Origin of the sequence: Citrobacter sp. CK191, from assembly GCF_030333435.1 — a bacterium.
GTDB lineage: Bacteria > Pseudomonadota > Gammaproteobacteria > Enterobacterales > Enterobacteriaceae > Citrobacter_B > Citrobacter_B koseri.
In genome coordinates, this window is the sequence record NZ_JAOWFX010000034.1 from 439,426 (window position 1) to 465,335 (window position 25,910).

Annotated in this window: 25 protein-coding genes and 1 other annotated feature; of the genes, 17 read left to right on the forward strand and 8 right to left on the reverse strand. The window is 54.6% G+C overall.

Annotation, left to right across the window (positions count from 1 at the left end; all coding sequences use genetic code 11):
* Positions 1-43: 43 nt before the first annotated feature.
* Entirely contained in the window at positions 44-691 is a 648-nt protein-coding gene (locus OGV82_RS21810) for a YtjB family periplasmic protein (protein WP_012134185.1), read from the reverse strand.
* Positions 692-808: 117 nt separating this feature from the next.
* Between OGV82_RS21810 and serB the strand changes: the two genes are divergently transcribed.
* The 3 genes from serB (at position 809) to nadR (ending at position 4,628) form a co-directional block, all read left to right on the forward strand.
* Positions 809-1,777, forward strand: coding sequence for a phosphoserine phosphatase (serB, locus tag OGV82_RS21815; protein ID WP_047459052.1), 969 nt, complete (start codon positions 809-811; stop codon positions 1,775-1,777).
* Between the two features lie 97 nt (positions 1,778-1,874).
* Positions 1,875-3,257 carry a DNA repair protein RadA gene (radA, locus tag OGV82_RS21820; protein ID WP_024130728.1) on the forward strand — a complete coding sequence of 461 codons (1,383 nt, stop codon included), beginning with the start codon at positions 1,875-1,877 and terminating at the stop codon, positions 3,255-3,257.
* Positions 3,258-3,395: 138 nt separating this feature from the next.
* On the forward strand, positions 3,396-4,628 hold the full coding sequence (gene nadR, locus OGV82_RS21825) for a multifunctional transcriptional regulator/nicotinamide-nucleotide adenylyltransferase/ribosylnicotinamide kinase NadR (protein WP_012134180.1): 1,233 nt from the start codon (positions 3,396-3,398) through the stop codon (positions 4,626-4,628).
* A gap of 45 nt (positions 4,629-4,673) precedes the next feature.
* On the opposite strand, the gene ettA is transcribed toward nadR, so the two are convergent.
* Positions 4,674-6,341, reverse strand: coding sequence for an energy-dependent translational throttle protein EttA (gene ettA, locus OGV82_RS21830; protein ID WP_024130727.1), 1,668 nt, complete (start codon positions 6,339-6,341; stop codon positions 4,674-4,676).
* A 214-nt stretch (positions 6,342-6,555) separates the two neighbouring features.
* Between ettA and sltY the strand changes: the two genes are divergently transcribed.
* Both sltY and trpR read left to right on the forward strand, forming a co-directional pair.
* Positions 6,556-8,493: a murein transglycosylase gene (gene sltY / locus OGV82_RS21835; protein ID WP_047459049.1), complete on the forward strand. Its 1,938-nt coding sequence runs from the start codon at positions 6,556-6,558 to the stop codon at positions 8,491-8,493.
* Between the two features lie 90 nt (positions 8,494-8,583).
* Positions 8,584-8,913 (forward strand): trp operon repressor, encoded by a 330-nt coding sequence (gene trpR / locus OGV82_RS21840; protein WP_024130726.1) that lies wholly within the window; start codon positions 8,584-8,586, stop codon positions 8,911-8,913.
* Between the two features lie 93 nt (positions 8,914-9,006).
* On the opposite strand, the gene yjjX is transcribed toward trpR, so the two are convergent.
* Positions 9,007-9,522 (reverse strand): inosine/xanthosine triphosphatase, encoded by a 516-nt coding sequence (gene yjjX, locus OGV82_RS21845; protein WP_012134176.1) that lies wholly within the window; start codon positions 9,520-9,522, stop codon positions 9,007-9,009.
* A 51-nt stretch (positions 9,523-9,573) separates the two neighbouring features.
* Here yjjX and gpmB point away from each other — a divergent pair, with 51 nt between their 5' ends.
* On the forward strand, positions 9,574-10,221 hold the full coding sequence (gene gpmB / locus OGV82_RS21850) for a 2,3-diphosphoglycerate-dependent phosphoglycerate mutase GpmB (protein ID WP_012134175.1): 648 nt from the start codon (positions 9,574-9,576) through the stop codon (positions 10,219-10,221).
* On the opposite strand, the gene robA is transcribed toward gpmB, so the two are convergent.
* Positions 10,218-11,087, reverse strand: coding sequence for an MDR efflux pump AcrAB transcriptional activator RobA (robA, locus tag OGV82_RS21855; protein ID WP_012134174.1), 870 nt, complete (start codon positions 11,085-11,087; stop codon positions 10,218-10,220). The two genes, gpmB and robA, sit on opposite strands and share 4 nt — an antisense overlap.
* A gap of 211 nt (positions 11,088-11,298) precedes the next feature.
* Between robA and creA the strand changes: the two genes are divergently transcribed.
* Positions 11,299-11,769: a protein CreA gene (creA, locus tag OGV82_RS21860; protein ID WP_024130725.1), complete on the forward strand. Its 471-nt coding sequence runs from the start codon at positions 11,299-11,301 to the stop codon at positions 11,767-11,769.
* Positions 11,770-11,878: 109 nt separating this feature from the next.
* Here creA and arcA read toward each other — a convergent pair whose 3' ends face one another.
* Complete coding sequence (arcA, locus tag OGV82_RS21865) at positions 11,879-12,595, reverse strand: two-component system response regulator ArcA (protein ID WP_001194359.1); 717 nt, start codon at positions 12,593-12,595, stop codon at positions 11,879-11,881.
* A gap of 95 nt (positions 12,596-12,690) precedes the next feature.
* On the opposite strand from arcA, the gene yjjY reads away from it, so the two are divergent.
* From yjjY to OGV82_RS21900, 7 genes are all read left to right on the forward strand, one after another.
* Positions 12,691-12,831 carry a YjjY family protein gene (gene yjjY, locus OGV82_RS21870; RefSeq protein ID WP_001541509.1) on the forward strand — a complete coding sequence of 47 codons (141 nt, stop codon included), beginning with the start codon at positions 12,691-12,693 and terminating at the stop codon, positions 12,829-12,831.
* Positions 12,832-13,229: 398 nt separating this feature from the next.
* Positions 13,230-13,916 carry a tRNA/rRNA methyltransferase gene (locus tag OGV82_RS21875; protein WP_047459045.1) on the forward strand — a complete coding sequence of 229 codons (687 nt, stop codon included), beginning with the start codon at positions 13,230-13,232 and terminating at the stop codon, positions 13,914-13,916.
* A 212-nt stretch (positions 13,917-14,128) separates the two neighbouring features.
* A complete protein-coding gene (gene thrL, locus OGV82_RS21880; RefSeq protein WP_060815970.1) occupies positions 14,129-14,194 on the forward strand; it encodes a thr operon leader peptide in 66 nt (21 codons plus the stop codon).
* Positions 14,130-14,250 (forward strand) — a sequence feature (Thr leader region). (Overlaps the previous gene by 65 nt.)
* 25 nt (positions 14,251-14,275) lie before the next feature.
* Complete coding sequence (gene thrA, locus OGV82_RS21885; protein WP_047459040.1) at positions 14,276-16,738, forward strand: bifunctional aspartate kinase/homoserine dehydrogenase I; 2,463 nt, start codon at positions 14,276-14,278, stop codon at positions 16,736-16,738.
* A 1-nt stretch (position 16,739) separates the two neighbouring features.
* Positions 16,740-17,669: a homoserine kinase gene (gene thrB, locus OGV82_RS21890; protein ID WP_012134169.1), complete on the forward strand. Its 930-nt coding sequence runs from the start codon at positions 16,740-16,742 to the stop codon at positions 17,667-17,669.
* 3 nt (positions 17,670-17,672) lie between these two features.
* A complete protein-coding gene (thrC, locus tag OGV82_RS21895) occupies positions 17,673-18,959 on the forward strand; it encodes a threonine synthase (RefSeq protein WP_049010528.1) in 1,287 nt (428 codons plus the stop codon).
* Between the two features lie 237 nt (positions 18,960-19,196).
* On the forward strand, positions 19,197-19,487 hold the full coding sequence (locus OGV82_RS21900) for a DUF2502 domain-containing protein (protein ID WP_012134167.1): 291 nt from the start codon (positions 19,197-19,199) through the stop codon (positions 19,485-19,487).
* Between the two features lie 98 nt (positions 19,488-19,585).
* Here the strand turns inward: OGV82_RS21900 and yaaA are convergent, their stop codons facing one another.
* Positions 19,586-20,362, reverse strand: a complete 777-nt coding sequence (gene yaaA / locus OGV82_RS21905; protein ID WP_047459033.1) for a peroxide stress protein YaaA — start codon at positions 20,360-20,362, stop codon at positions 19,586-19,588.
* 77 nt (positions 20,363-20,439) lie between these two features.
* Entirely contained in the window at positions 20,440-21,870 is a 1,431-nt protein-coding gene (locus OGV82_RS21910) for an alanine/glycine:cation symporter family protein (RefSeq protein ID WP_024130724.1), read from the reverse strand.
* Between the two features lie 285 nt (positions 21,871-22,155).
* Here OGV82_RS21910 and tal point away from each other — a divergent pair, with 285 nt between their 5' ends.
* The 3 genes from tal (at position 22,156) to OGV82_RS21925 (ending at position 25,242) form a co-directional block, all read left to right on the forward strand.
* Positions 22,156-23,109 (forward strand): transaldolase, encoded by a 954-nt coding sequence (tal, locus tag OGV82_RS21915; protein WP_012134163.1) that lies wholly within the window; start codon positions 22,156-22,158, stop codon positions 23,107-23,109.
* 113 nt (positions 23,110-23,222) lie between these two features.
* Positions 23,223-23,810, forward strand: a complete 588-nt coding sequence (gene mog / locus OGV82_RS21920) for a molybdopterin adenylyltransferase (RefSeq protein WP_012134162.1) — start codon at positions 23,223-23,225, stop codon at positions 23,808-23,810.
* 124 nt (positions 23,811-23,934) lie between these two features.
* The gene (locus OGV82_RS21925) at positions 23,935-25,242 is read left to right on the forward strand and encodes an MFS transporter (RefSeq protein ID WP_012134161.1); all 1,308 of its coding nucleotides are present in this window, start codon (positions 23,935-23,937) and stop codon (positions 25,240-25,242) included.
* Positions 25,243-25,276: 34 nt separating this feature from the next.
* Here OGV82_RS21925 and satP read toward each other — a convergent pair whose 3' ends face one another.
* Positions 25,277-25,843 (reverse strand): acetate uptake transporter, encoded by a 567-nt coding sequence (gene satP / locus OGV82_RS21930; protein WP_012134160.1) that lies wholly within the window; start codon positions 25,841-25,843, stop codon positions 25,277-25,279.
* Between the last annotated feature and the right edge of the window lie 67 nt (positions 25,844-25,910).

Genomic DNA, 25,910 nt, shown 5'->3' on the forward strand with positions numbered 1-25,910 from the left:
TTTTCGTGGTCTCAACTATATTAACGACAAAGCGGCGGCTATCCTATGGTTCTTTCTTCTCGCTCTCTTCCTCTTCCGGTACGGATTTACTGGCGGTGAGCAGGAAAGGCGATTGCTGCCAGCGCGTGCGTTTGCCCTGTAGCAAGGTGCGCGTGAGCACCACGCCAATTGCCAGTGACAGAAGCAGCATCAGGCGTAAAATGTTGGTGGTGTTATCGACCTGTTTCGCTTCGGTCGCCAGCGTATGCGTATCCAGCGTCAGGCGCAGGTAGCCCAGCGGGCCATTTTTACCCTGAATAGGTTCGACAATCTGCTGATTAAAATAGCCGCCCGCTTTTTTACCGTCCAGCGCCAGCCTGTCGCGCACATTGACGCTTTCGCCTGCGCGCGTAATGAGATCGCCTTGCTCGTCGTAGACGCCGGCATCCAGAATGCGGCTCTCTTCCGTTAGCTGGCGGAGTACGACGGCGATCCGCTTCTCATCCGGCGTTTCGGTGCGCATCAGCGGCGCGATATTTAAGGTCACCTGGCGCGCCAGCGTGCGGGCCAGTTCTTCGAGCTGCGGATTGCGCTGCCGTTGATGGTTTTGACTGAACCAGGACGCCCCCTGCATCAGCCCGACGAGCAGTGCGAGACAGAACAATACAATCACTGCACGATGAAGCCGGAATTTCAGTTTTGCGCGAGCCATATTCCACCTGCTGAAAATTTGAGGCTTAATGTTGCCAGAAGCGATGGTTACAGGGTAGCCTCATGCGTTATTTTCCCCAGGATGATTCCCGACCCGAACGATTTTACAGGAGCTTTAATGCCTAACATTACCTGGTGCGATCTGCCTGAAGATGTTTCTTTGTGGCCTGGTTTACCCCTTTCATTAAGTGGTGACGAGGTGATGCCACTGGATTACCACGCAGGCCGTAGCGGCTGGCTGCTGTACGGTCGCGGGTTGGATAAGCAGCGCTTAACGCAGTACCAGAGCAAGCTGGGCGCGGCGATGGTGATCGTGGCGGCCTGGTGCGTTGAAGATTATCAGGTGATTCGTCTGGCGGGTTCCTTAACGCCGCGTGCGACGAAGCTGGCGCACGGCGCCGGGCTGGACGTCGCGCCGCTGGGCAAAATTCCGCATCTGCGTACGCCAGGCCTGCTGGTTATGGATATGGATTCGACGGCGATTCAGATCGAATGCATCGATGAAATCGCGAAGCTGGCCGGGACGGGCGAAATGGTTGCGGAAGTCACGGAACGCGCGATGCGCGGCGAACTGGATTTTACCGCCAGCTTACGCAGCCGTGTGGCGACGCTGAAAGGCGCGGATGCCGATATTCTGCGCCAGGTGCGCGAGAATTTGCCGTTGATGCCGGGTCTGACGCAACTGGTGCTGAAGCTGGAAACGCTCGGCTGGAAAGTGGCGATCGCCTCCGGCGGGTTTACCTTTTTTGCGGAATACCTGCGTGAAAAGCTGCGTTTAACCACGGTGGTGGCGAACGAGCTGGAGATCATCGACGGGAAATTTACCGGCAATGTCATTGGCGATATCGTCGATGCCCAGTACAAAGCTAACACGCTGACCCGCCTGGCGCAGGAGTATGAAATTCCCGTGGCGCAGACGGTGGCGATTGGCGATGGCGCTAACGATCTGCCGATGATTAAAGCGGCCGGGCTGGGGATTGCGTACCACGCCAAACCGAAAGTGAATGAAAAGACGGAAATCACGATTCGTCACGCTGACCTGATGGGGGTGTTCTGCATTCTCTCCGGCAGTATGAATCAAAAATGATTGAATTGCCCGATGGCGCAGGGCCTACGGGAAAGTGACTGTAGGCCGGATAAGCGCCAGCGCCATCCGGCAACTGCATGAAATAAAGAGGTAAACCGTGGCAAAAGCTCCAAAACGCGCCTTTGTTTGTAATGAATGCGGGGCCGATTATCCGCGCTGGCAGGGGCAATGCAGCGCCTGTCATGCCTGGAACACCATCACCGAGGTGCGTCTTGCCGCGTCGCCAACGGTGGCGCGTAATGAGCGACTCAGCGGCTATGCCGGTAACGCAGGCGTGGCAAAGGTGCAGAAATTGTCTGACATCAGCCTTGAGGAGCTGCCGCGTTTTTCCACCGGGTTTAAAGAGTTCGACCGTGTGCTGGGCGGCGGTGTCGTGCCCGGCAGCGCCATCCTGATCGGCGGCAACCCCGGTGCGGGGAAATCTACGCTGCTGCTGCAAACGCTTTGCAAACTGGCCGAGCAGATGAAAACCCTGTACGTCACGGGCGAAGAATCCCTGCAACAGGTAGCGATGCGCGCGCATCGGCTGGGATTGCCGACGGCTAACATGAATATGCTGTCAGAAACCAGTATTGAACAGATCTGCCTGATTGCGGAAGAAGAACAACCGAAGCTGATGGTGATCGACTCCATCCAGGTGATGCATATGGCGGATATCCAGTCCTCGCCGGGCAGCGTGGCCCAGGTGCGTGAGACGGCCGCTTACCTGACGCGCTTTGCCAAAACGCGCGGCGTGGCTATCGTGATGGTTGGTCATGTAACCAAAGACGGCTCGCTGGCAGGCCCGAAGGTGCTGGAGCACTGCATTGACTGCTCGGTGCTATTGGATGGCGACGCTGACTCCCGTTTTCGCACGCTGCGTAGCCATAAAAACCGTTTTGGCGCGGTAAACGAGCTGGGCGTTTTTGCGATGACGGAGCAGGGGCTGCGTGAAGTCAGCAACCCGTCCGCAATTTTCTTAAGCCGTGGCGATGAGGTGACTTCCGGCAGTTCGGTCATGGTGGTGTGGGAAGGGACGCGCCCGCTGCTGGTAGAGATTCAGGCGCTGGTCGATCACTCGATGATGGCGAATCCGCGTCGCGTGGCGGTCGGTCTGGAACAAAACCGTCTGGCGATCCTGCTGGCGGTGCTGCACCGTCATGGCGGATTGCAGATGGCCGATCAGGATGTATTCGTCAATGTCGTGGGCGGCGTGAAGGTCACGGAGACCAGCGCGGATCTCGCGCTATTGCTGGCGATGGTCTCCAGCCTGCGTGACAGGCCGCTGCCGCAGGATCTGGTGGTGTTTGGCGAAGTGGGGCTGGCAGGGGAAATTCGCCCGGTGCCCAGCGGTCAGGAACGTATTTCTGAAGCGGCTAAACACGGTTTCCGCCGCGCTATCGTACCGGCTGCCAACGTGCCGAAAAAGCCGCCGGAAGGGATGCAGGTTTTTGGCGTTAAAAAGCTTGCGGATGCGTTAAGTGTGTTTGACGACTTATAATCATCTGTATGCACTGATGTTGTATAATTTGCCGGATAGCGACGCAGTGCGTCTTATCCGGCCTACGGATTGATGTTGTAGGCCTGATAAGCGAAGCGCCATCAGGCATTGTTACGCGTTTTTTAGCAGGAGGCTCTTGTGTCATCGTTCGACTATCTCAAAACCGCGATCAAGCAAAAGGGGTGTACCCTGCAACAGGTGGCGGATGCCAGCGGCATGACCAAAGGGTATTTGAGCCAACTTCTGAACGCGAAGATTAAAAGCCCCAGTGCGCAAAAGCTGGAGGCGCTGCATCGTTTTTTGGGGCTGGAGTTTCCCCGGCAGCGGAAAAACATCGGCGTGGTGTTTGGCAAGTTCTACCCCCTGCATACCGGGCATATCTATTTGATTCAGCGCGCCTGTAGCCAGGTGGATGAACTGCATATCATTATGGGTTATGACGATACCCGCGACCGTGAACTGTTTGAAGACAGCGCCATGTCGCAACAGCCTACCGTGTCGGATCGTCTGCGTTGGCTACTACAGACCTTTAAATATCAGAAGAATATTCGTATTCATGCCTTCAATGAGGAAGGGATGGAGCCGTACCCGCACGGCTGGGATGTGTGGAGCAACGGCATCAAAGCCTTTATGGAAGAGAAGGGGATTCAGCCCAACTGGATCTACACGTCCGAGGAAGCCGATGCGCCGCAGTATCTCGAACACCTGGCTATTGAAACGGTGCTGGTCGATCCGAAACGAACCTTTATGAGTATCAGCGGGGCGCAGATCCGTGAAAACCCGTTCCGCTACTGGGAATACATTCCGACGGAAGTGAAGCCCTTTTTCGTGCGCACCGTGGCGATATTAGGCGGGGAGTCGAGCGGGAAATCCACGCTGGTGAACAAGCTCGCCAATATTTTTAATACCACCAGCGCGTGGGAGTACGGGCGCGACTATGTCTTCTCGCATCTGGGCGGTGACGAGATGGCGTTACAGTATTCTGATTACGATAAGATCGCGCTGGGCCATGCACAATATATTGATTTTGCGGTGAAATACGCCAATAAAGTGGCCTTTATCGATACCGATTTCGTTACCACGCAGGCCTTTTGTAAAAAATACGAAGGGCGCGAGCATCCGTTTGTACAGGCGTTGATCGATGAATACCGCTTTGATCTGGTGATCCTGCTGGAGAACAATACGCCCTGGGTCGCGGATGGGTTACGGAGTCTGGGCAGTTCGGTGGATCGTAAAGAGTTCCAGAATCTGCTGGTGGATATGCTGCGGGAGAACAACATCAATTTCGTCCACGTAGAAGAGGCCGATTACGATGGTCGATTTTTGCGCTGCGTGGAGTTAGTGAAAGAGATGATGGGCGAGCAGGGTTAAGCCTGAAGTGCCGGATAAGCGTAGCGCCATCCGGCATCTGATACATTACTTGGCGATACGTTTGTACTTGATACGCTTCGGCTCCAGCGCGTCGGCGCCCAGCGTGCGTTTCTTGTACTCTTCGTACTCGGTAAAGTTACCCTCGAAGAACTCCACCTTGCCTTCATCCTGGTAATCCAGAATGTGCGTGGCGATACGGTCGAGGAACCAACGGTCGTGCGAGATAACCATTGCACAGCCTGGGAACTCCAGCAGGGCGTTTTCCAGCGCACGCAGGGTTTCGATATCCAGGTCGTTGGTCGGTTCATCGAGCAGCAGCATATTGCCGCCAACCTGCAACAGCTTCGCCAGATGCAGACGACCGCGCTCACCGCCGGACAGTTCGCCCACGCGTTTACCCTGATCGACGCCTTTGAAGTTAAAGCGGCCCACATAGGCGCGGCTTGGCATTTCGGTGTTGCCAATCTTCATGATATCCAGCCCGCCGGAAACTTCTTCCCACACGGTTTTGCTGTTATCCATCGCGTCACGGAACTGGTCAACGGAAGCCAGTTTTACGGTTTCCCCCAGCGTGATGGTGCCGCTATCCGGCTGTTCCTGACCGGACATCATGCGGAACAGGGTGGATTTACCCGCGCCGTTCGGACCGATGATGCCGACAATCGCGCCTTTCGGTACTGAGAAGCTGAGATCGTCGATCAACAGGCGATCGCCGTAGGATTTACGCAGGTTGCTGACTTCAACGACCTTGTCGCCCAGACGTGGTCCAGGTGGAATAAACAGTTCGTTGGTTTCGTTACGTTTCTGGTATTCGGTGCTGTTCAGCTCTTCAAAGCGCGCCAGACGGGCTTTGCCTTTAGACTGACGGCCTTTAGTACCCTGACGCACCCACTCCAGCTCTTTCTCAATGGATTTACGGCGGGCCGCTTCCTGAGAGGCTTCCTGCGCCAGACGCTGATCTTTCTGTTCCAGCCAGGAGGAGTAGTTGCCTTCCCACGGAATCCCTTCGCCACGGTCAAGTTCGAGGATCCAGCCCGCCACGTTGTCGAGAAAGTAACGGTCGTGGGTAATCGCCACAACGGTGCCTTCGAAGTCGTGCAGGAAGCGTTCCAGCCACGCGACGGATTCCGCATCCAGGTGGTTGGTCGGTTCGTCGAGCAGCAGCATGTCCGGTTTTTCCAGCAGCAGACGGCACAGCGCGACGCGGCGGCGCTCACCACCGGAAAGATTCGCGATTTTGGCATCCCAGTCCGGCAGACGCAGGGCGTCAGCGGCGCGCTCCAGCTGTACGTTCAGGTTGTGGCCGTCATGCGCCTGGATGATCTCTTCCAGCTTGCCCTGTTCGGCGGCCAGCTTGTCAAAGTCCGCATCTGGATCGGCGTACAGCGCGTACACTTCATCCAGACGTTTCAGGGCACCGACCACTTCGGCCACCGCCTCTTCGATCGATTCGCGAACGGTGTGTTCAGGGGTGAGCTGAGGTTCCTGCGGCAGGTAGCCAATTTTGATGCCTGGCTGTGGGCGAGCTTCGCCCTCAATATCTGTATCGATGCCAGCCATAATGCGCAGCAGGGTAGACTTACCGGCGCCGTTCAGACCCAGTACGCCGATTTTCGCCCCAGGGAAGAAGCTCAGCGAGATGTTTTTCAAAATATGACGTTTCGGCGGAACCACTTTGCCGACACGATGCATGGTATAAACGAATTGAGCCACGTTGGACTTCGCCTCTATAGGTTTATCGTGATGAAGAATAATTTTCAAAGGCGAAGTGTAGCCTTTTTCCCGGGCTAATCCCAGCCAGCAACTCTCACTCGCAATAAAAGTAAAAAAGTGTCCGTAACATGGCGCATTTAGCAATGTCTGGTTAGCATAAATTCATTACGCGGCATGATGCTGCATTGATGTATTACGACAAGAGGAAGAGCTTGTGGACAAAGCCAAACCATTTACCTGGCGTCTTATCGCCGCCAGCGTATGCCTGCTGACGGTAAGTCAGGCGGCGCGAGCGGATTCTCTGGATGAGCAGCGCAATCGCTATGCGCAAATCAAACAGGCCTGGGATAACCGACAGATGGATGTCGTTGAGCAGATGATGCCTGGCCTGAAAAATTACCCGCTGTATCCCTATCTTGAGTATCGCCAGATCACCGACGATCTGATGAACCAGCCTGCGGTCACCGTTACCCAGTTTGTGCGCGCCAACCCTACGCTTCCTCCTGCGCGTACGCTGCAATCGCGTTTCGTTAATGAGCTGGCGCGTCGTGAAGACTGGCGTGGACTGCTAGCGTTCAGCCCCGAGAAGCCGGGCACCACCGAAGCGCAATGTAATTACTACTACGCGAAATGGAATACCGGGCAGACGGAAGAGGCCTGGCAGGGGGCGAAAGCGCTTTGGCTGACCGGGAAAAGCCAGCCGAACGCCTGTGACAAACTGTTCAGCGTCTGGCGCGCTTCCGGCACCCAGGACCCGCTGGCCTGGCTGGAGCGCATCCGCCTGGCGATGAAAGCAGGCAACACGGGGCTGGTAACGGTGCTGGCCGGGCAGATGCCTGCGCAGTACCAGACCATTGCTTCGGCGATCATCACGCTGGCGAACGATCCCAATAGCGTGATGACTTTTGCGCGTACGACCGGCGCGACCGATTTTACCCGCCAGATGGCGGCAGTGGCCTTTGCCAGCGTGGCGCGTCAGGACGCAGAGAATGCGCGTTTGATGATCCCGTCACTGGTGCAGGCCCAGCAGCTTAATGAGGAGCAAACTCAGGAACTGCGCGATATCGTCGCCTGGCGGCTGATGGGGAACGATGTGACCGATGCGCAGGCGAAGTGGCGCGATGATGCGATTATGCGCTCGCAATCCACCACGCTGGTGGAACGCCGCGTGCGGATGGCGCTGGGCACCGGCGATCGGCGTGGGCTGAATACCTGGCTTGCCCGACTGCCGATGGAAGCGAAGGAGAAGGATGAATGGCGCTACTGGCAGGCGGATTTGTTGCTTGAGCGCGGGCGTGAGGCTGAGGCAAAAGAGATCCTCCATGCGCTGATGCAACAGCGTGGTTTCTACCCGATGGTCGCCGCACAAAAGCTGGGTGAAGCGTATGTACTGAAGATCGATAAAGCGCCGACGACAGTGGACGCTTCGCTTACGCAGGGCGCGGAAATGGCGCGAGTCCGCGAACTGATGTACTGGAATCTGGATAATACGGCGCGCAGCGAGTGGGCGAATCTGGTCTCCAGCAGGACGAAGTCGGAGCAGGCGCAGCTGGCGCGTTATGCCTTCAATAACCACTGGTGGGATCTGAGCGTGCAGGCGACGATCGCAGGGAAACTGTGGGATCATCTGGAAGAGCGTTTCCCGCTGGCGTACAAGGATCTTTTCGCCCGTTACACCGGCGGCAAAGCGATCTCGCAAAGTTACGCTATGGCGATTGCGCGTCAGGAGAGCGCCTGGAATCCGAAAGTGAAATCCCCGGTAGGAGCCAGCGGTCTGATGCAAGTTATGCCGGGCACGGCGACGCATACGGTGAAAATGTTCTCGATACCGGGCTACAGCAGCCCCAGCCAGCTGCTTGACCCGGAGACGAACATCAACATTGGCACCAGTTACCTGCAATACGTTTATCAACAGTTTGGTAATAACCGTATTTTCTCTTCAGCGGCTTACAATGCCGGGCCGGGGCGCGTTCGTACCTGGCTTGGCAATAGCGCAGGGCGCATCGACGCCGTCGCGTTTGTTGAAAGTATTCCGTTCTCAGAAACGCGGGGCTACGTGAAGAACGTGCTGGCTTATGATGCCTACTATCGCTACTTCATGGGCGATAAACCAACGTTGATGAATGACGCAGAATGGCAGCGCCGTTACTGATCGCATCGGTTATGTTATGCTATCGTACTCGTTAAAGAGTACAATCGGGGGAGGCAGATACGTTTCCCCCTGCAACGATGGCGACATTCTATGACTCAGCAATCACCCTATTCAGCAGCGATGGCAGAACAGCGTCACCAGGAGTGGTTACGCTTTGTTGAGCTGCTCAAGCACGCTTGTGCGGAAGACCTGCATCTTCCCTTACTCAATTTGATGCTGACGCCGGATGAGCGTGAGGCGCTGGGAACGCGCGTGCGTATCATTGAAGAGTTGTTACGCGGTGAAATGAGCCAGCGCGAGCTTAAAAATGAGCTGGGGGCGGGCATCGCCACCATTACGCGCGGTTCCAACAGCCTGAAATCCGCACCGGTAGAGTTACGCCAGTGGCTGGAGCAGGTGTTGCTCAAGAGCGAAAGGTAATTTCGCCTGATGGCGCTACGCTTATCAGGCCTACAGGAATGGTGAACGTAGGCCGGATAAGGCGAAGCCGCCATCCGGCGTGGATCGCGAGCCCTACCGATACACCGCATTATGAAACGGACTGAGCGCCAGAATCACCGCCTGGTGATAAACGCTGGAGCGGGTCAGTTTTCCGGCGGTAAACACCCCGATAGCCCCCTCTTTACGGCCAATCTCATCAATACCGGTATACTGCGACATCACCGGGCCGAGCGCTTCGCCCTGACGAACTTTTTCAAGGATAACAGCAGGAAGCGGCAGCGTTGCCGAGCGCGCCTCGCCTCGCTGGGCGGCATTCTCTATCACCACCCAACTGAACGTACTGTCATCATCAATCCCCGCTTCGATAGCCACCCAAAAATCGGCCTGAGGACGCAGACAGCGCGCATTTTCTACCCGATTCCGTGCGCCAGCGCGCGTTTCCTGACTTCCAAAAGGTTGTTCCGGCACGCCGCTCTCGACGGAGACGGACTCAATATGGCAGGATCCTTCACCGAAAATCTCGTTAAATGCTTGCAGAATTGCCTGAATTTTAGCGGGATTGGTGGTTGCTGAGACAACATGGTGCATAATCAGAATTACTCAGAAATGAATGTCATCGCAGTATAACGGATAAAAAGCATGTTACAGGTATACCTTGTTCGCCACGGTGAAACGCAGTGGAACGCCGAGCGACGTATTCAAGGCCAGTCTGACAGTCCGCTGACCGCTAAAGGTGAGCAACAAGCTATGCAAGTGGGAGAACGCGCCAGAACGCTCGGCATCACCCATATCGTCAGTAGCGATCTCGGTCGCACCCGCCGCACGGCTGAAATCATCGCCCAGGCATGCGGTTGCGATATCACTTTCGACGCCCGCCTGCGTGAGCTGGACATGGGCGTGCTGGAAAAACGACACATCGACACCCTCACCGAAGAAGAAGAGAACTGGCGTCGCCAGTTAGTGAACGGCACGGTTGACGGGCGCATTCCTGATGGCGAATCCATGCAGGAACTGAGCGATCGCGTCAATGCCGCTCTCGCGTCCTGTCTGGAACTGCCGCAGGGCAGCCGCCCGCTGCTGGTCAGTCACGGTATCGCGCTGGGTTGCCTGGTTAGCACCATTCTGGGATTACCGGCCTGGGCGGAGCGTCGGTTACGTCTGCGTAACTGCTCTATTTCCCGCGTCGATTATCAGGAAAGTTTGTGGCTGGCGCCTGGTTGGGTCGTTGAAACGGCAGGGGACGTCTCGCATCTCGATGCCCCTGCGTTAGATGAGCTACAGCGTTAACGGCGAACGGGGATCAGGAATTCGCAACGCAGGTTAATAGGGCGACCGCCTGTTTTGGCATCTTCTGCCGGGTAGTATCGCTCTATATCCTGCCCTTTGCGGCGGGTCAGGTTCAGCATCGGCATACAGGTGCCGTATACCGTCAGGATAAACTCCTGTACCCCGGTTCCTAAACCTTCGTAGGTGAACATCACATATTCGCCGCCCTGTAGGGTAACAGGCTGCGCTGACGGCACATACCCGTTGGCATGTTCTTGCGGTAGCGCGGTGGTGTAGAACACCTCCTGTTCGTCATCTTTCTCCAGGCTGGGGCGCGTTTCGTTAAGGCCGTAGAGCAGTGGAGGAATCGTTGGCGCCTGGCTGAGAAAGTCTTGCCAGAACTGTACGCGCATTTCGTGTCGAAAATCGGAGATTTGCTCCAGCGAACAGGAATAGCTCTGGGTGGTGCCGAGCAGTTGCGTATCTTCCAGGGTGACAAACTGATGCTCAGGCATGGCGAACTCACCCAGACGCATCGGCGGACGAATGCCAAAGGCGCTCCATTCTGGAGAACGGCGATATAACGCCGGCGTCTGAGAGAACTGCTTTTTAAACGCGCGGGTAAAGGTTTGCTGAGAATCGAAGCGGTACTGCAACGCGATATCCAGAATCGGACGCGCCGTCAGGCGCAGGGCCACGGCGGATTTAGATAAGCGGCGAGCGCGGATGTAAGCGCCAATAGCATGGCCCGTCACGTCCTTAAACATTCTTTGCAGGTGCCACTTGGAATAACCTGCTTTTGCCGCCACATTGTCAAGCGACAGAGGCTGATCCAGATGGCCTTCCAGCCAGGTTAAGAGGTCGCGAATAATGCCAGCCTGATCCATAAAATATCCTCATCCTTTCCACAACGAGCACCTGACATCAGGTAAGTGGATAATAGCATTTTTTGCTGTTTTAGCATTCGGTGTTTTTTTTGCTCATCTGTGCTTTTTTGGGGCACACTAAAGCATGATTATTCTAATCCTGTGATCTGTAAACAGTTTATCCAGACGTGTCGAATAATTGCGCAGTGTAACTTTTATGAATGGTAACAATATGAAATACAAGAGCTTAATACTTTCCTCAATTCTGTTGATGCTGGGGCAGTTTGCGCATGCAGAACAGGTAGGTTCCGTCGATACCGTATTTAAAATGTTTGGGCCTGACCATAAAATCGTCGTCGAAGCGTTTGACGATCCCGACGTCAAAAATGTGACGTGCTATGTAAGTCGGGCGAAAACGGGGGGGATTAAAGGCGGTCTGGGACTGGCCGAAGATACCTCCGACGCGGCGATCTCCTGTCAGCAGGTAGGGCCGATTGAGCTGAGCGATAAAATTAAGAACGGGAAAGCGCAAGGGGATGTCGTTTTCCAGAAACGCACGTCGCTGGTGTTTAAAAAATTACAGGTCGTGCGTTTTTATGATGCCAAACGCAATACGCTGGCGTATCTGGCCTATTCTGACAAGGTCGTTGAAGGGTCGCCAAAAAATGCCATAAGCGCGGTGCCCGTTATGCCGTGGCGGTAACGTTCCTGACGCGTCATCTGGAAGTGATTCCCGTTCAGGTCGGATAAGCCATTGACAGACAATAAAAAACGGCGCATTTTGCGCCGTTTTTGCTGCCGGTGGTAACCGATTAGTCCTGTAGATCACCGCAGAAACGGTAACCTTCACCGTGAATGGTCGCGATGATTTCCGGGGTATCCGGCGTGGATTCGAAATGCTTACGAATACGACGGATAGTCACGTCAACAGTACGGTCATGCGGCTTCAGCTCGCGACCGGTCATTTTCTTCAGCAGTTCTGCACGAGACTGGATCTTGCCCGGGTTCTCGCAGAAGTGAAGCATGGCGCGGAATTCGCTGCGTGGCAGTTTGTACTGCTCACCATCTGGGCCGATCAAAGAACGGCTGTTGATGTCGAGTTCCCAACCGTTGAACTTGTAGCTTTCGACGCTACGGCGCTCTTCACTGACCGTACCCAGATTCATAGTACGGGACAGCAGGTTGCGCGCACGGATAGTCAGTTCGCGTGGGTTAAACGGCTTGGTGATGTAATCGTCTGCGCCGATTTCGAGGCCGAGGATTTTATCGACTTCGTTATCGCGGCCAGTCAGGAACATCAACGCAACGTTAGCCTGTTCGCGCAGTTCACGCGCTAACAGAAGACCGTTTTTCCCTGGCAGGTTGATATCCATGATCACCAGGTTGATGTCATATTCAGAGAGGATCTGATGCATTTCCGCGCCATCTGTCGCTTCGAATACATCATAGCCTTCCGCTTCGAAAATACTTTTCAACGTGTTGCGTGTTACCAACTCGTCTTCAACGATAAGAATGTGCGGGGTCTGCATGTTTGCTACCTAAATTGCCAACTAAATCGAAACAGGAAGTACAAAAGTCCCTGACCTGCCTGATGCATGTCGCAAATTAACATGATCGGCGTAACATGACTAAAGTACGTAATTGCGTTCTTGATGCACTTTCCATCAACGTCAACAACATCATTAGCTTGGTCGTGGGTACTTTCCCTTTGGACCCGACAGTGTCAAAAACGGCTGTCATCCTAACCATTTTAACAGCAACATAACAGGCTAAGACGTACCGGACACCCAATAAAACTACGCTTCGTTGACATATATCAAGTTCAATTGTAGCACGTTAACAGTTTGATGAAATCATCGTATCCAAATGCTAGCGTTCATCACAAATTTGCAATAATCCAACTAGTTGCGCATGCCAACTAATAAATGTAATGAATCCAATAGGTGTGATTCATTCTAAATTAAATTATCCTAAATAAACAGAAGGATATGTAGTATTTCTTAACATAAAACGCAATAGTAAAGATAAGAAATAGTTTAGTGCCTTTTACTGAATGTGAAATGGTTTTTCAACGATTTTCGTTAAAAAATTGTAAATTCGTGCTGCGTAATATGTTGACATTGGTCACATTATTGCCAGCGGCTGGTCAAAAAGAGAATCGAAATGCGTGTAACAATTATTCTGGTCGCGCCTGCCAGAGCGGAAAATATTGGCGCGGCGGCACGGGCAATGAAGACGATGGGGTTTGGCGATATGCGTATTGTCGACAGCCAGGCGCACCTGGAGCCGGCGACCCGTTGGGTCGCACATGGTTCCACTGATGTTATTGATAATATTAGTGTTTATCCAACGCTGGCGGAAGCGCTGCACGATGTTGATTTCACTGTCGCCACCACGGCCCGCAGTCGCGCGAAGTTCCACTACTACGCAACGCCCGCAGAACTGCTGCCGCTGTTACAGGAAAAATCGCAGTGGATGAACCATGCGGCGCTGGTTTTTGGCCGGGAAGATTCGGGCCTGACGAATGAAGAACTGGCGCTGGCAGACGTTTTAACCGGCGTGCCAATGGTTGCTGATTATCCTTCACTCAATTTAGGGCAGGCGGTAATGGTGTATTGCTATCAATTAGCAGGCTTAATGCAACAACCGGCGAAACAAACAGAGGTGACTGACGCACCTCAATTGCAGGCGTTACGCACACGCGTTTCGCAGTTACTGGCGACGCTGGATGTTGCTGATGACATCAAACTGGCGGACTGGCTGCAACAACGACTGGGGCTGTCAGGGCAGCGCGACACGGCCATGCTGCACCGTTTATTGCATGATATTGAGAAAAATATAACAAAATAAAATCTTGTTGAATTGCTTGATGTGAGATTTTAAATCTGGTTTCAAGAGGTTGCTTCATTCCGTATTGGTTGAAAATAAATGCGCAAGCAGCAGCTCGTGAACATGTTGCGGAATGTGATCAAATTAAAAATTTATTGACTTAGGTCACGAGATACTTTAACCCTTTAAAGATACAAGACAGACAGATAATAATTACAGAGTACACAACATCCATGAATCGCATCAGCACCACCATTACCACAACCATCACCATTACCACAGGTAACGGTGCGGGCTGACGCGTACAGGAAACACAGAAAAAAGCCCGCACCTGAACAGTGCGGGCTTTTTTTTCGACCAAAGGTAACGAGGTAACAACCATGCGAGTGTTGAAGTTCGGCGGTACATCAGTGGCAAATGCAGAGCGCTTTCTGCGTGTTGCCGATATTCTGGAAAGCAATGCCAGGCAGGGGCAGGTAGCGACTGTTCTCTCTGCCCCCGCCAAAATTACTAACCATCTGGTGGCGATGATTGAAAAGACCATCAGCGGTCAGGATGCTTTACCGAATATCAGCGATGCCGAACGTATTTTTTCCGAACTTCTTACGGGTCTTGCAGCCGCTCAGCCGGGGTTCCCGCTGGCGCAGTTGAAAGTTTTCGTTGAGCAAGAATTTGCGCAAATCAAACATATCCTGCACGGAATCAGCCTGCTGGGCCAGTGCCCGGATAGCATCAATGCTGCGCTGATCTGCCGTGGCGAGAAGATGTCGATCGCGATCATGGCTGGCCTGCTGGAAGCGCGCGGTCATGGCGTGACGGTTATCGATCCGGTCGAAAAATTATTGGCGGTCGGGCATTACCTCGAATCGACCGTTGATATCGCCGAATCTACGCGCCGTATCGCGGCGGGCCGCATTCCGGCTGACCACATGGTGCTGATGGCAGGTTTCACCGCCGGTAACGAAAAAGGCGAGCTGGTCGTGCTGGGCCGCAACGGTTCTGATTACTCCGCTGCGGTGTTGGCTGCCTGCTTACGCGCCGACTGTTGTGAGATCTGGACTGACGTTGACGGCGTGTATACCTGTGACCCGCGCCAGGTGCCGGACGCCAGGTTGCTGAAGTCGATGTCCTATCAGGAGGCGATGGAGCTTTCTTACTTCGGCGCCAAAGTCCTTCATCCTCGCACCATCACCCCCATTGCTCAGTTCCAAATCCCATGCCTGATTAAAAACACCGGAAACCCGCAAGCCCCTGGTACGCTGATCGGCGCCAGCGTGGATGAAGACGAACTGCCGGTGAAAGGGATCTCGAACCTGAACAATATGGCGATGTTCAGCGTTTCCGGCCCTGGAATGAAAGGGATGATCGGGATGGCGGCGCGCGTCTTCGCGGCAATGTCCCGCGCGGGGATCTCCGTGGTGCTGATCACGCAATCCTCTTCTGAATACAGCATCAGTTTCTGCGTACCGCAGGGCGACTGCGCGCGGGCCCAGCGTGCAATGCAGGATGAGTTCTACCTGGAACTGAAAGAAGGGTTGCTGGAGCCGCTGGCGGTGACTGAACGTCTGGCGATCATCTCGGTGGTTGGCGACGGTATGCGCACGCTGCGCGGCATCTCGGCGAAGTTCTTTGCGGCGCTGGCGCGCGCGAATATCAATATTGTCGCGATTGCGCAGGGCTCGTCCGAACGATCGATTTCGGTGGTCGTGAATAACGATGATGTCACAACGGGCGTGCGTGTTACCCACCAGATGCTGTTCAATACCGATCAGGTGATTGAAGTGTTCGTTATCGGCGTTGGCGGCGTTGGCGGCGCGTTACTTGAGCAGCTTAAACGCCAGCAGTCCTGGCTGAAAAACAAGCATATCGACCTGCGCGTCTGCGGCGTGGCGAATTCGAAAGCGCTGTTGACCAATGTGCATGGCCTGAACCTGGATAACTGGCAGGCGGAACTGGTGGAAGCGAAAGAACCGTTTAATTTAGGGCGCTTAATTCGCCTGGTGAAAGAGTATCACCTGCTTAACCCGGTTATTGTTGACTGTACCTCCAGCCAGGCGGTGGCGGATCAATACGCCGACTTCCTGCGTGAAGGCTTCCATGTGGTAACGCCGAACAAAAAAGCCAACACGTCGTCGATGGATTACTACCATCAACTGCGTTTTGCCGCGGCGAAATCCCGACGTAAGTTCCTGTACGACACCAACGTAGGCGCGGGCTTACCGGTTATCGAGAACCTGCAAAACCTGCTGAACGCGGGTGACGAACTGCAACACTTCTCCGGTATCCTGTCTGGATCGCTCTCTTTTATTTTCGGCAAGCTGGATGAAGGCATGAGCCTTTCGGCCGCGACCACGATGGCGCGCGAGTTGGGCTATACCGAACCCGATCCGCGTGACGATCTTTCCGGGATGGATGTGGCGCGCAAATTGCTGATCCTCGCCCGTGAAACGGGACGTGAGCTGGAACTGTCCGATATCGTGATTGAGCCGGTGCTGCCGGAAGGTTTCGACGATTCCGGCGATGTCGCCACGTTTATGACCAATCTGTCGCAGCTTGACGACGCGTTTGCCGCCCGCGTGGCGAAAGCCCGTGATGAAGGCAAAGTATTGCGCTATGTTGGCAACATTGAAGACGACGGCGTGTGTCGCGTGAAGATCGCCGAGGTTGACGGCAACGATCCGCTGTTTAAAGTGAAAAACGGGGAGAATGCGCTGGCGTTTTACAGTCACTATTATCAACCGCTGCCGCTGGTTCTGCGCGGTTACGGTGCGGGGAATGATGTGACGGCGGCGGGTGTTTTTGCCGATCTGCTGCGCACCCTTTCATGGAAGTTAGGAGTCTAAAATGGTGAAAGTCTATGCTCCGGCTTCCAGTGCCAATATGAGCGTCGGATTTGATGTGCTTGGGGCGGCTGTCACGCCGGTTGATGGCTCACTGCTGGGCGATGTGGTCTCGGTGGATGCGGCAGAAAGCTTCACGCTGAATAATTTAGGGCGTTTTGCCGACAAGTTGCCGTCAGCGCCGCGTGAAAATATCGTTTATCAGTGCTGGGAGCGTTTTTGCCAGGAGTTGGGTAAACAGATTCCGGTGGCGATGACGCTGGAAAAGAACATGCCGATTGGCTCCGGGTTAGGGTCCAGCGCCTGTTCCGTGGTCGCCGCGCTGGTGGCGATGAATGAGTTCTGTGGCAAACCGCTGAACGACACGCGTCTGCTGGCGATCATGGGGGAACTGGAAGGGCGTATCTCTGGCAGCATTCATTACGATAACGTCGCGCCGTGCTTTCTCGGCGGCATGCAGTTGATGATCGAAGAAAACGGCATTATCAGCCAGCAGGTGCCAGGATTTGATGAGTGGCTGTGGGTACTGGCCTATCCGGGGATTAACGTTTCGACGGCTGAAGCGCGGGCGATTTTACCCGCGCAGTATCGCCGTCAGGACTGTATCGCCCACGGGCGGCATCTGGCCGGGTTTATTCATGCCTGCTATTCCCGTCAGCCGCAGCTTGCTGCGAAGCTGATGAAGGATGTGATTGCCGAACCGTACCGCGCTCGTCTGCTGCCGGGCTTCAGCCAGGCGCGTCAGGCGGTGGCGGAAATTGGCGCGCTGGCCAGCGGTATTTCCGGGTCCGGGCCGACGCTTTTCGCGCTCTGTGATAAGCCGGATACGGCGCAGCGTGTAGCAGACTGGCTGGGTAAAAATTACCTGCAAAATCAGGAAGGCTTTGTTCATATTTGTCAGCTGGATACGGCGGGCGCACGAGTACTGGGATAAACAATGAAACTCTACAATCTGAAAGATCATAATGAGCAGGTCAGCTTTGCGCAGGCCGTTACGCAGGGGCTTGGCAAGAATCAGGGGCTCTTTTTCCCGCACGACCTGCCGGAATTTAGCCTGACTGAAGTTGATGAGATGCTGAATCAGGACTTTGTGAGTCGTAGCGCAAAGATCCTTTCCGCGTTTATCGGGGATGAGATCCCGCAGGAAATCTTAGAAGAGCGCGTCCGTAAGGCATTCGCTTTTCCGGCGCCGGTGCGTCAGGTGGAAGGCGATGTCGGGTGCCTGGAGTTGTTCCACGGCCCGACGCTGGCCTTTAAGGATTTTGGCGGTCGCTTTATGGCGCAAATGCTGACGCACATCAGCGGCGACAAACCGGTGACTATCCTGACGGCGACCTCTGGCGATACCGGCGCGGCAGTTGCTCACGCATTCTACGGTTTGAAAAATGTACGCGTCGTGATCCTCTACCCACGCGGCAAGATCAGCCCGTTGCAGGAAAAACTGTTCTGTACGCTGGGCGGCAACATCGAAACGGTTGCGATTGACGGTGATTTCGATGCCTGCCAGGCGCTGGTAAAACAGGCGTTTGATGATGAAGAACTGAAGGCGGCGCTGGGGCTGAATTCGGCGAACTCCATCAACATCAGCCGTCTGCTGGCGCAGATTTGCTATTACTTTGAAGCGGTCGCTCAACTGCCGCAGGACGCGCGTAATCAGTTAGTGATTTCCGTGCCCAGCGGTAACTTTGGCGACCTGACGGCGGGGCTGCTGGCGAAGTCGCTCGGCCTGCCGGTGAAACGCTTTATCGCCGCTACTAACGTCAACGATACGGTGCCGCGCTTCCTGAAAGAGGGGCAGTGGTCGCCAAAAGCGACGCAGGCTACCTTGTCGAACGCGATGGATGTCAGCCAGCCCAATAACTGGCCGCGTGTGGAAGAGCTGTTCCGCCGTAAAATATGGCGTCTGACGGAGTTGGGCTACGCTGCGGTTGACGATGAGACGACGCAGGAGACCATGCGCGAACTGAAAGCGGCAGGTTATACCTCTGAACCGCACGCTGCCGTGGCGTACCGCGCGCTGCGTGATCAGCTGCATCCGGGGGAGTATGGCTTGTTCCTCGGGACTGCGCATCCGGCGAAATTCAAAGAGAGTGTGGAGGCGATTCTTGGTGAAACATTGGATCTGCCAAAAGAGCTGGCGGATCGTGCCGATCTGCCGCTGCTCTCGCATAATCTGCCTGCCGATTTTGCCGAATTGCGTAAGCTGATGATGACACGCGGCTAACAGTTGTGCCCGGTGGCGCTTCGGGGCTATTGTAGCTAATGTAGGCCGGATAAGGCGTTAGCCGCCATCCGGCTTTTTTATGGAGAAAATAAGGAGAAATTTAGCAGGTAAAAAGGAGTAATTCTCAATAAATGCGGTAACTTAGAGATTAGGATTGCAGAGAATAACAACCCGCGTTCTCATCAAGTAATCTCCTTTCATCGACCCAAATCGGGCAATGGTAAAAAGGAGTACCTCATGAACAAGTTGAAACCCGTGCTTCTTGCACTTTCCATGATGCTGGTGGCTCCCCTCGCAGCACAGGCTGCCGAAATTACTCTCGTACCGGCAGTTAAACTTCAGATTGGCGATCGCGATAACCACGGTAACTACTGGGATGGCGGTCACTGGCGCGACCACGGCTGGTGGCAGAAGCATTATGAGTGGCGAGAAAACCGCTGGCAGCCGCATGGACCACGTCCGCAACCGCATCATAATAAGCATGACGAGCATCGTCATGATGATCGCCGCGACGACCACCGCCATTAAGTACGCAAGCCTGATAAGCGTAGCGCTATCAGGCAATTATGCGGTTTTAGCGCCGGATAGCGACAAAAGGCGTCTTATCCGGCCTGCGCTTCAGGGCATCAGTTTTGCTCGTGGCGTTTAAACACCAGTTCGCCTTTTCCTGACGCTTGCTCATCATAGAAATAGCCTTCGCTGTTAAATGCGGTGAGCTGTTCCGGCTTCGTCAGCCGGTTTTCAATGATGTAACGGCTCATCAGGCCGCGCGCTTTTTTGGCGTAGAAGCTGATAACTTTGAATTTGCCGTTTTTCTCGTCAAGGAACACGGGCTTGATAACCTCCGCATTCAGCTGCTTCGGCTTCACGGATTTATAATATTCATCCGAGGCCAGGTTGATGACGATTTTATCGCCTTGCGCAGCCAGCGCTTCGTTCAGCTTATCGGTAATCACATCGCCCCAGAACTGATAAAGGTCTTTCCCTTTGGCGTTCTCAAGGCGAATGCCCATCTCCAGACGGTAAGGCTGCATCAGATCCAGCGGACGCAGGACGCCGTACAACCCGGAAAGCATACGCAAATGCTGCTGCGCGAAATCAAAATCGGCTTCGCTGAACGTTTCCGCCTGTAGTCCGGTATAGACGTCGCCTTTAAACGCCAGAATCGCCTGGCGGGCGTTTTCAGGGGAGAAGTCAGGCTGCCAGTCATGAAAACGGGTGGCATTCAGATCGGCCAGTTTGTCGCTAATGCCCATTAGCTTGCCAATCTGCGGCGCCGAGAGCTTGCGCGCCTCGCGGATCAACTGCTGGGAGTAATCCAGCAGTTCAGGCCGCGTATAGCGCGTCGTGGCCAGCGGGCTTTGGTAATCGAGCGTTTTTGCAGGTGAAATCAGAATCAGCATATCCAGTCCTTGCAGGAGATTTACTGCGACTTTAGCAAAAAAACCGACCGATTTGATCGATGGTTGTGATTGCCACGCTAGTGACGCGGCAACTCATCCCATGTATCCGGCGCCAGTTGCTGCTCAATTTCAGGGTAGCGGAACGGGTCGAACACGGGTTGTACGCCGAGCTTACGCTGTCGCAGATAGTCGCTGGCGATCGTATGCACCACCGGCGAGAGCAGCAGAATCGCCGTCAGGTTGGTGATGGCCATACAGGCCATAATAATGTCGGCCAACTGCCAGACGAGCGGAAAGCTGAGTAACGTGCCCGCCACGACCATCCCGACGGTGACAATACGCAGCGCCCAGCGCATTCGCAGACTGTCCAGACGCAGAAAAATCAGGTTATTTTCGGCGTAAACGTAGTTGGCGACAATCGAGCTGAAGGCGAACAACACCACAATAAACGCGACAAGGCTTGCGCCCCATTCGCCGGTCAGTGAAATCATTGCCTGTTGCACCAGCTGGATGCCTTCCGTTGGCATATGCGAGGCGCCATTGCCTGCCAGCAGAATAATCATCGCGCTGGCGGTGCAGATAATAATGGTATCGGTAAAGACGCCGATCATCTGCACAATTCCCTGCGCGGCAGGGTGCGGCGGCCAGGATGAAGCGGCGGCCGCAATGTTAGGCGCAGAACCCATTCCCGCTTCGTTGGAGAACATGCCGCGCTGGAAACCGCTGGTAATCGCCTGGCTGAGCGTATACCCGGCCGCCCCGGCAGTGGCTTCCTGCCAGCCGAATGCGCTTTTCACAATCGACGCGATAATGTCGGGCAACTGTTCAATGTGCCAGAGGCAAATCACTAAACCGGTGAGCGTCCACAGAAGGGCCATTGCAGGGACGAACCATTGCATGAGTTTTGCGACATCTTTAATGCCGCGAACGATGACAAAAAAGGCCGCCAGCGCCAGCACGATACCGGAGATAATGGGCGGTATGTCAAAGGCAAAAGCGAGCGCCCGCGAGACGGAGTTCGCCTGTACGCTATTAAAAATCAGACCATACGCAATGAGTAAGAAAATCGCGAAGAGAACGCCCATCCAGCGCATACCCAGGCCGCGCGCCATATACCATGCCGGGCCGCCGCGATACTGTCCTGTGCTGTCGCGCTCTTTGTAGAGCTGGGCCAGAGAGCATTCGGCAAACGAGGTCGCCATGCCGATAAGCGCAGATACCCACATCCAGAATACGGCGCCGGGCCCGCCTGCGGCGATAGCCAACGCAACGCCTGCCAGGTTGCCGCTGCCAATACGCGCGGCAAGGCTGGTACACAGCGCCTGAAATGATGTAAGCCCGCCCGGCTGGGGATGTATGCTGTTTTTAAGACTTTTGCCAAACTGGCGGATATAGCGAAACTGAACGAATCCGGTACGGTAAGTAAACCAAAACCCTGCGCCAAGCAGGAGGTAGATCATTACCGATCCCCAGAGTATTTCATTAATAAAGGCGAAGAAATCAGGCATTAACATCCCTCTTGTTGATGCCGGTACGCTTTTGGGTTCCAGTGTAAGCGTTACCAATTCACGAACAGTATAGACCCTGTCAGGCTATTGAATGGGGGGAGTCTACCATACTATATGGCAATATCCTTTAATTGCGCGCAGCCCTGTCGAGGGGCCGAAAAGAGGCAAACAAAGAGGGGAGTGGGATAACCGCATTGTCTGCGGTTGCGCTGTGAGTGCGTCGTGTTATCATCAAGGCAGACCGGTTACATCCCCCTAACAAGCTGTTTAAAGAGAAACACTATCATGACGGACAAATTGACCTCCCTTCGTCAGTTCACCACCGTGGTGGCCGACACCGGAGACATCGCGGCAATGAAGCTGTACCAGCCGCAGGATGCCACAACCAACCCTTCTCTCATTCTTAACGCAGCACAGATCCCGGAATACCGTAAGCTGATTGACGATGCCGTTGCCTGGGCGAAACAGCAGAGCAGCGATCGCGCGCAGCAGATTGTTGACGCGGCCGACAAGCTGGCGGTGAACATTGGTCTGGAGATCCTGAAACTGGTTCCGGGCCGTATCTCCACCGAAGTTGACGCTCGTCTGTCCTACGACACCGACGCGTCTATCGCCAAAGCAAAACGCATCATCAAGCTCTACAACGACGCGGGCATCAGCAACGATCGCATCCTGATCAAACTGGCGTCTACCTGGCAGGGGATTCGTGCTGCTGAACAGCTGGAAAAGGAAGGTATCAACTGTAACCTGACTCTGCTGTTCTCCTTCGCGCAGGCGCGTGCTTGTGCGGAAGCGGGCGTATACCTGATCTCTCCGTTCGTGGGTCGTATTCTTGACTGGTACAAAGCCAATACCGACAAGAAAGAGTACGCTCCGGCAGAAGATCCGGGCGTGGTTTCCGTTACGGAAATCTACGAATACTACAAACAGCACGGTTATGAGACAGTGGTGATGGGTGCGAGCTTCCGCAACGTCGGTGAAATTCTGGAGCTGGCGGGTTGCGATCGTCTGACCATCGCTCCGGCGCTGCTGAAAGAGCTGGCGGAAAGCGAAGGCGCTATCGAACGTAAACTGTCCTTCTCTGGCGAAGTGAAAGCGCGTCCAGAACGCATCACCGAGTCTGAGTTCCTGTGGCAGCACAACCAGGACCCGATGGCGGTAGACAAGCTGGCGGACGGTATCCGTAAGTTTGCTATTGACCAGGAAAAACTGGAAAAAATGATCGGCGATCTGCTGTAATCATTCGGCGTGACCAGACAGGTTTCTGGTCACGCTACCTCTTCTGAAACCTGTCTGTCCTTCCCTTTGCAGTGTATCATTCTGTTTAACGAGACTGTTTAGACGGAATAATCATGAACACCTTACGTATTGGTTTAGTTTCCATTTCTGACCGCGCGTCCAGCGGCGTATACCAGGATAAAGGCATTCCTGCTCTTGAAGAGTGGCTGGCCTCCGCGCTGACCACCCCTTTTGACGTACAAACCCGACTGATCCCGGATGAGCAGGCGATCATTGAGCAAACGCTGTGTGAGCTGGTGGATGAAATGAGCTGTCACCTGGTACTGACGACGGGCGGTACGGGGCCAGCGCGTCGTGATGTCACGCCTGACGCGACTCTGGCCGTCGCCGACAGAGAAATGCCCGGCTTTGGCGAGCAGATGCGCCAGATCAGCCTGCACTTTGTTCCTACGGCGATCCTTTCCCGCCAGGTTGGCGTGATCCGCAAGCAGGCGCTGATCCTGAACTTACCGGGGCAGCCAAAATCCATCAAAGAGACCCTGGAAGGGGTGAAAGATGCCGAGGGTAAGGTTGTCGTGCCGGGAATTTTCGCAAGCGTACCGTATTGTGTACAGTTGCTTGAAGGGCCTTATGTGGAAACCGCAGCGGAAGTGGTAGCATCTTTCCGCCCGAAAAATGCCAGACGCGACATAAACGCCTGAAGTTGGCCTTTCTGTGACATAAATTACGCAGGTGGTGGAGTATTGAATTGTTTACGATATAGTAATTTTTGATTTACACATATCGATAAGCGCCCTCAATAACTCCACTGACTCATGGTTTGCTATGTCACGACACACACGACCTCTGAATCGCCAGGATTATAAGACTCTTTCACTTGCCGCTCTCGGCGGCGCGCTCGAGTTTTACGACTTCATCATCTTTGTTTTCTTCGCAGCGGTTGTGGGCGAACTGTTTTTCCCCGCCGATATTCCTGAGTGGCTTCGTCAGGTTCAGACGTTTGGGATCTTCGCCGCCGGTTATCTGGCGCGCCCGCTGGGCGGCATTATCATGGCGCACTTTGGCGATCTGGTAGGGCGCAAGAAGATGTTCACCCTGAGTATTCTATTGATGGCTGTTCCAACGCTGGCGATTGGCCTGCTGCCGACTTACGCCTCAATGGGCATCCTTGCGCCGTTGTTATTGCTGCTGATGCGTATTTTGCAAGGCGCAGCGATTGGCGGCGAAGTGCCGGGAGCGTGGGTGTTTGTGGCTGAACATGTGCCGGAGCGCCGTATCGGCATCGCCTGCGGCACGCTGACTGCGGGACTGACGGTCGGTATCCTGCTTGGCTCTGTCGTGGCGACGCTGGTGAATACCAGTATGACCCAGCAGGCGGTGCATGATTATGGCTGGCGTATTCCCTTCCTGCTCGGCGGCGTATTTGGTCTGATTGCGATGTATTTACGTCGTTGGTTGCAGGAAACGCCCATCTTCCTTGAAATGCAGCAGCGCAAAACGCTCGCGCAGGAATTGCCCGTCAAAGCGGTAGTGGTGAAACATAAAAAAGCGGTGGCGATTTCGATGCTGCTGACCTGGTTGTTATCGGCCGGCATTGTCGTCGTGATTTTGATGTCGCCGGTCTGGTTGCAAAAGCAGTACGGGTTTGCGCCCGCGTTAACTTTACAGGCAAATAGCGTGGCGACCATTATGCTGTGCGTGGGATGCCTGCTGGCAGGGTTCATTGTCGATCGGGTTGGCGCCAGCAAAACCTTTATTGTAGGTAGTTTTCTGCTGGCCTGCTCAAGCTGGATCTTCTATCACTTGTCTGGCGCGCATCCCGAGCAGTTGTTTTTATTATACGGGCTGGTGGGGCTGTGTGTTGGTGTTGTTGGCGCGGTGCCGTACGTAATGGTGCGAGCCTTCCCGGCGGAAGTGCGTTTCACCGGCATCTCTTTTTCTTACAACGTCTCGTATGCCATTTTTGGCGGCCTGACGCCAATTGCGGTCACCATGTTGATGGGCGTGTCGCCAATGGCGCCGGCCTGGTATGTGCTGGCGTTGTCACTGGTGGGGCTGGGGTTGGGCGTCTGGTTGCGACAGGATATTTATTATCGCGATGCGGATGTGCAGGCAGAATTACAACAGCTGTAAAAATTATCCCCCCGGTCGGGGGGATAACGGAAGATTAGTGCGCTTCACCGATTGGCAGGATGGTGCGGCCAAACTGTTCGTTCAGCACTTCGCCCATCGCCAGGTAAATGGCGCTGGCGCCACACACTAAGCCAATCCAACCCGCAACGTGGATCACCGCTTCATTACCCGCGATGTTGCCGAAGGCCAGCAGGGCGAACAGTACGGTCAGGCTCAGGAAGACAAACTGTAGCGCGCGAGCGGCTTTCAGCGTGCCAAAGAACATGAACAGTGTGAACACGCCCCACAGCCCCAGGTAGGCGCCCAGGAACTGCGCGTTCGGCGCTTCTGTCAGACCCATTTTCGGCATTAACAGGATCGCGACCAGCGTCAGCCAGAAAGAACCGTAAGAGGTAAATGCGGTTAAGCCGAAGGTGTTGCCTTTTTTATATTCCAGCAGGCCAGCAAAAATTTGCGCGATACCGCCGTAGAAAATGCCCATCGCCAGAATAATGCCGTCTAAAGCGAAGAAACCCGCGTTGTGCAGGTTAAGCAGAATGGTGGTCATGCCGAAGCCCATCAGGCCCAGCGGAGCCGGGTTAGCCAACTTAGTGTTGCCCATAATTCCTCAAAATCATCATTAATTGAATGGTGAAATAGTTTCCCCGAACAACCGATACCGTATTCGG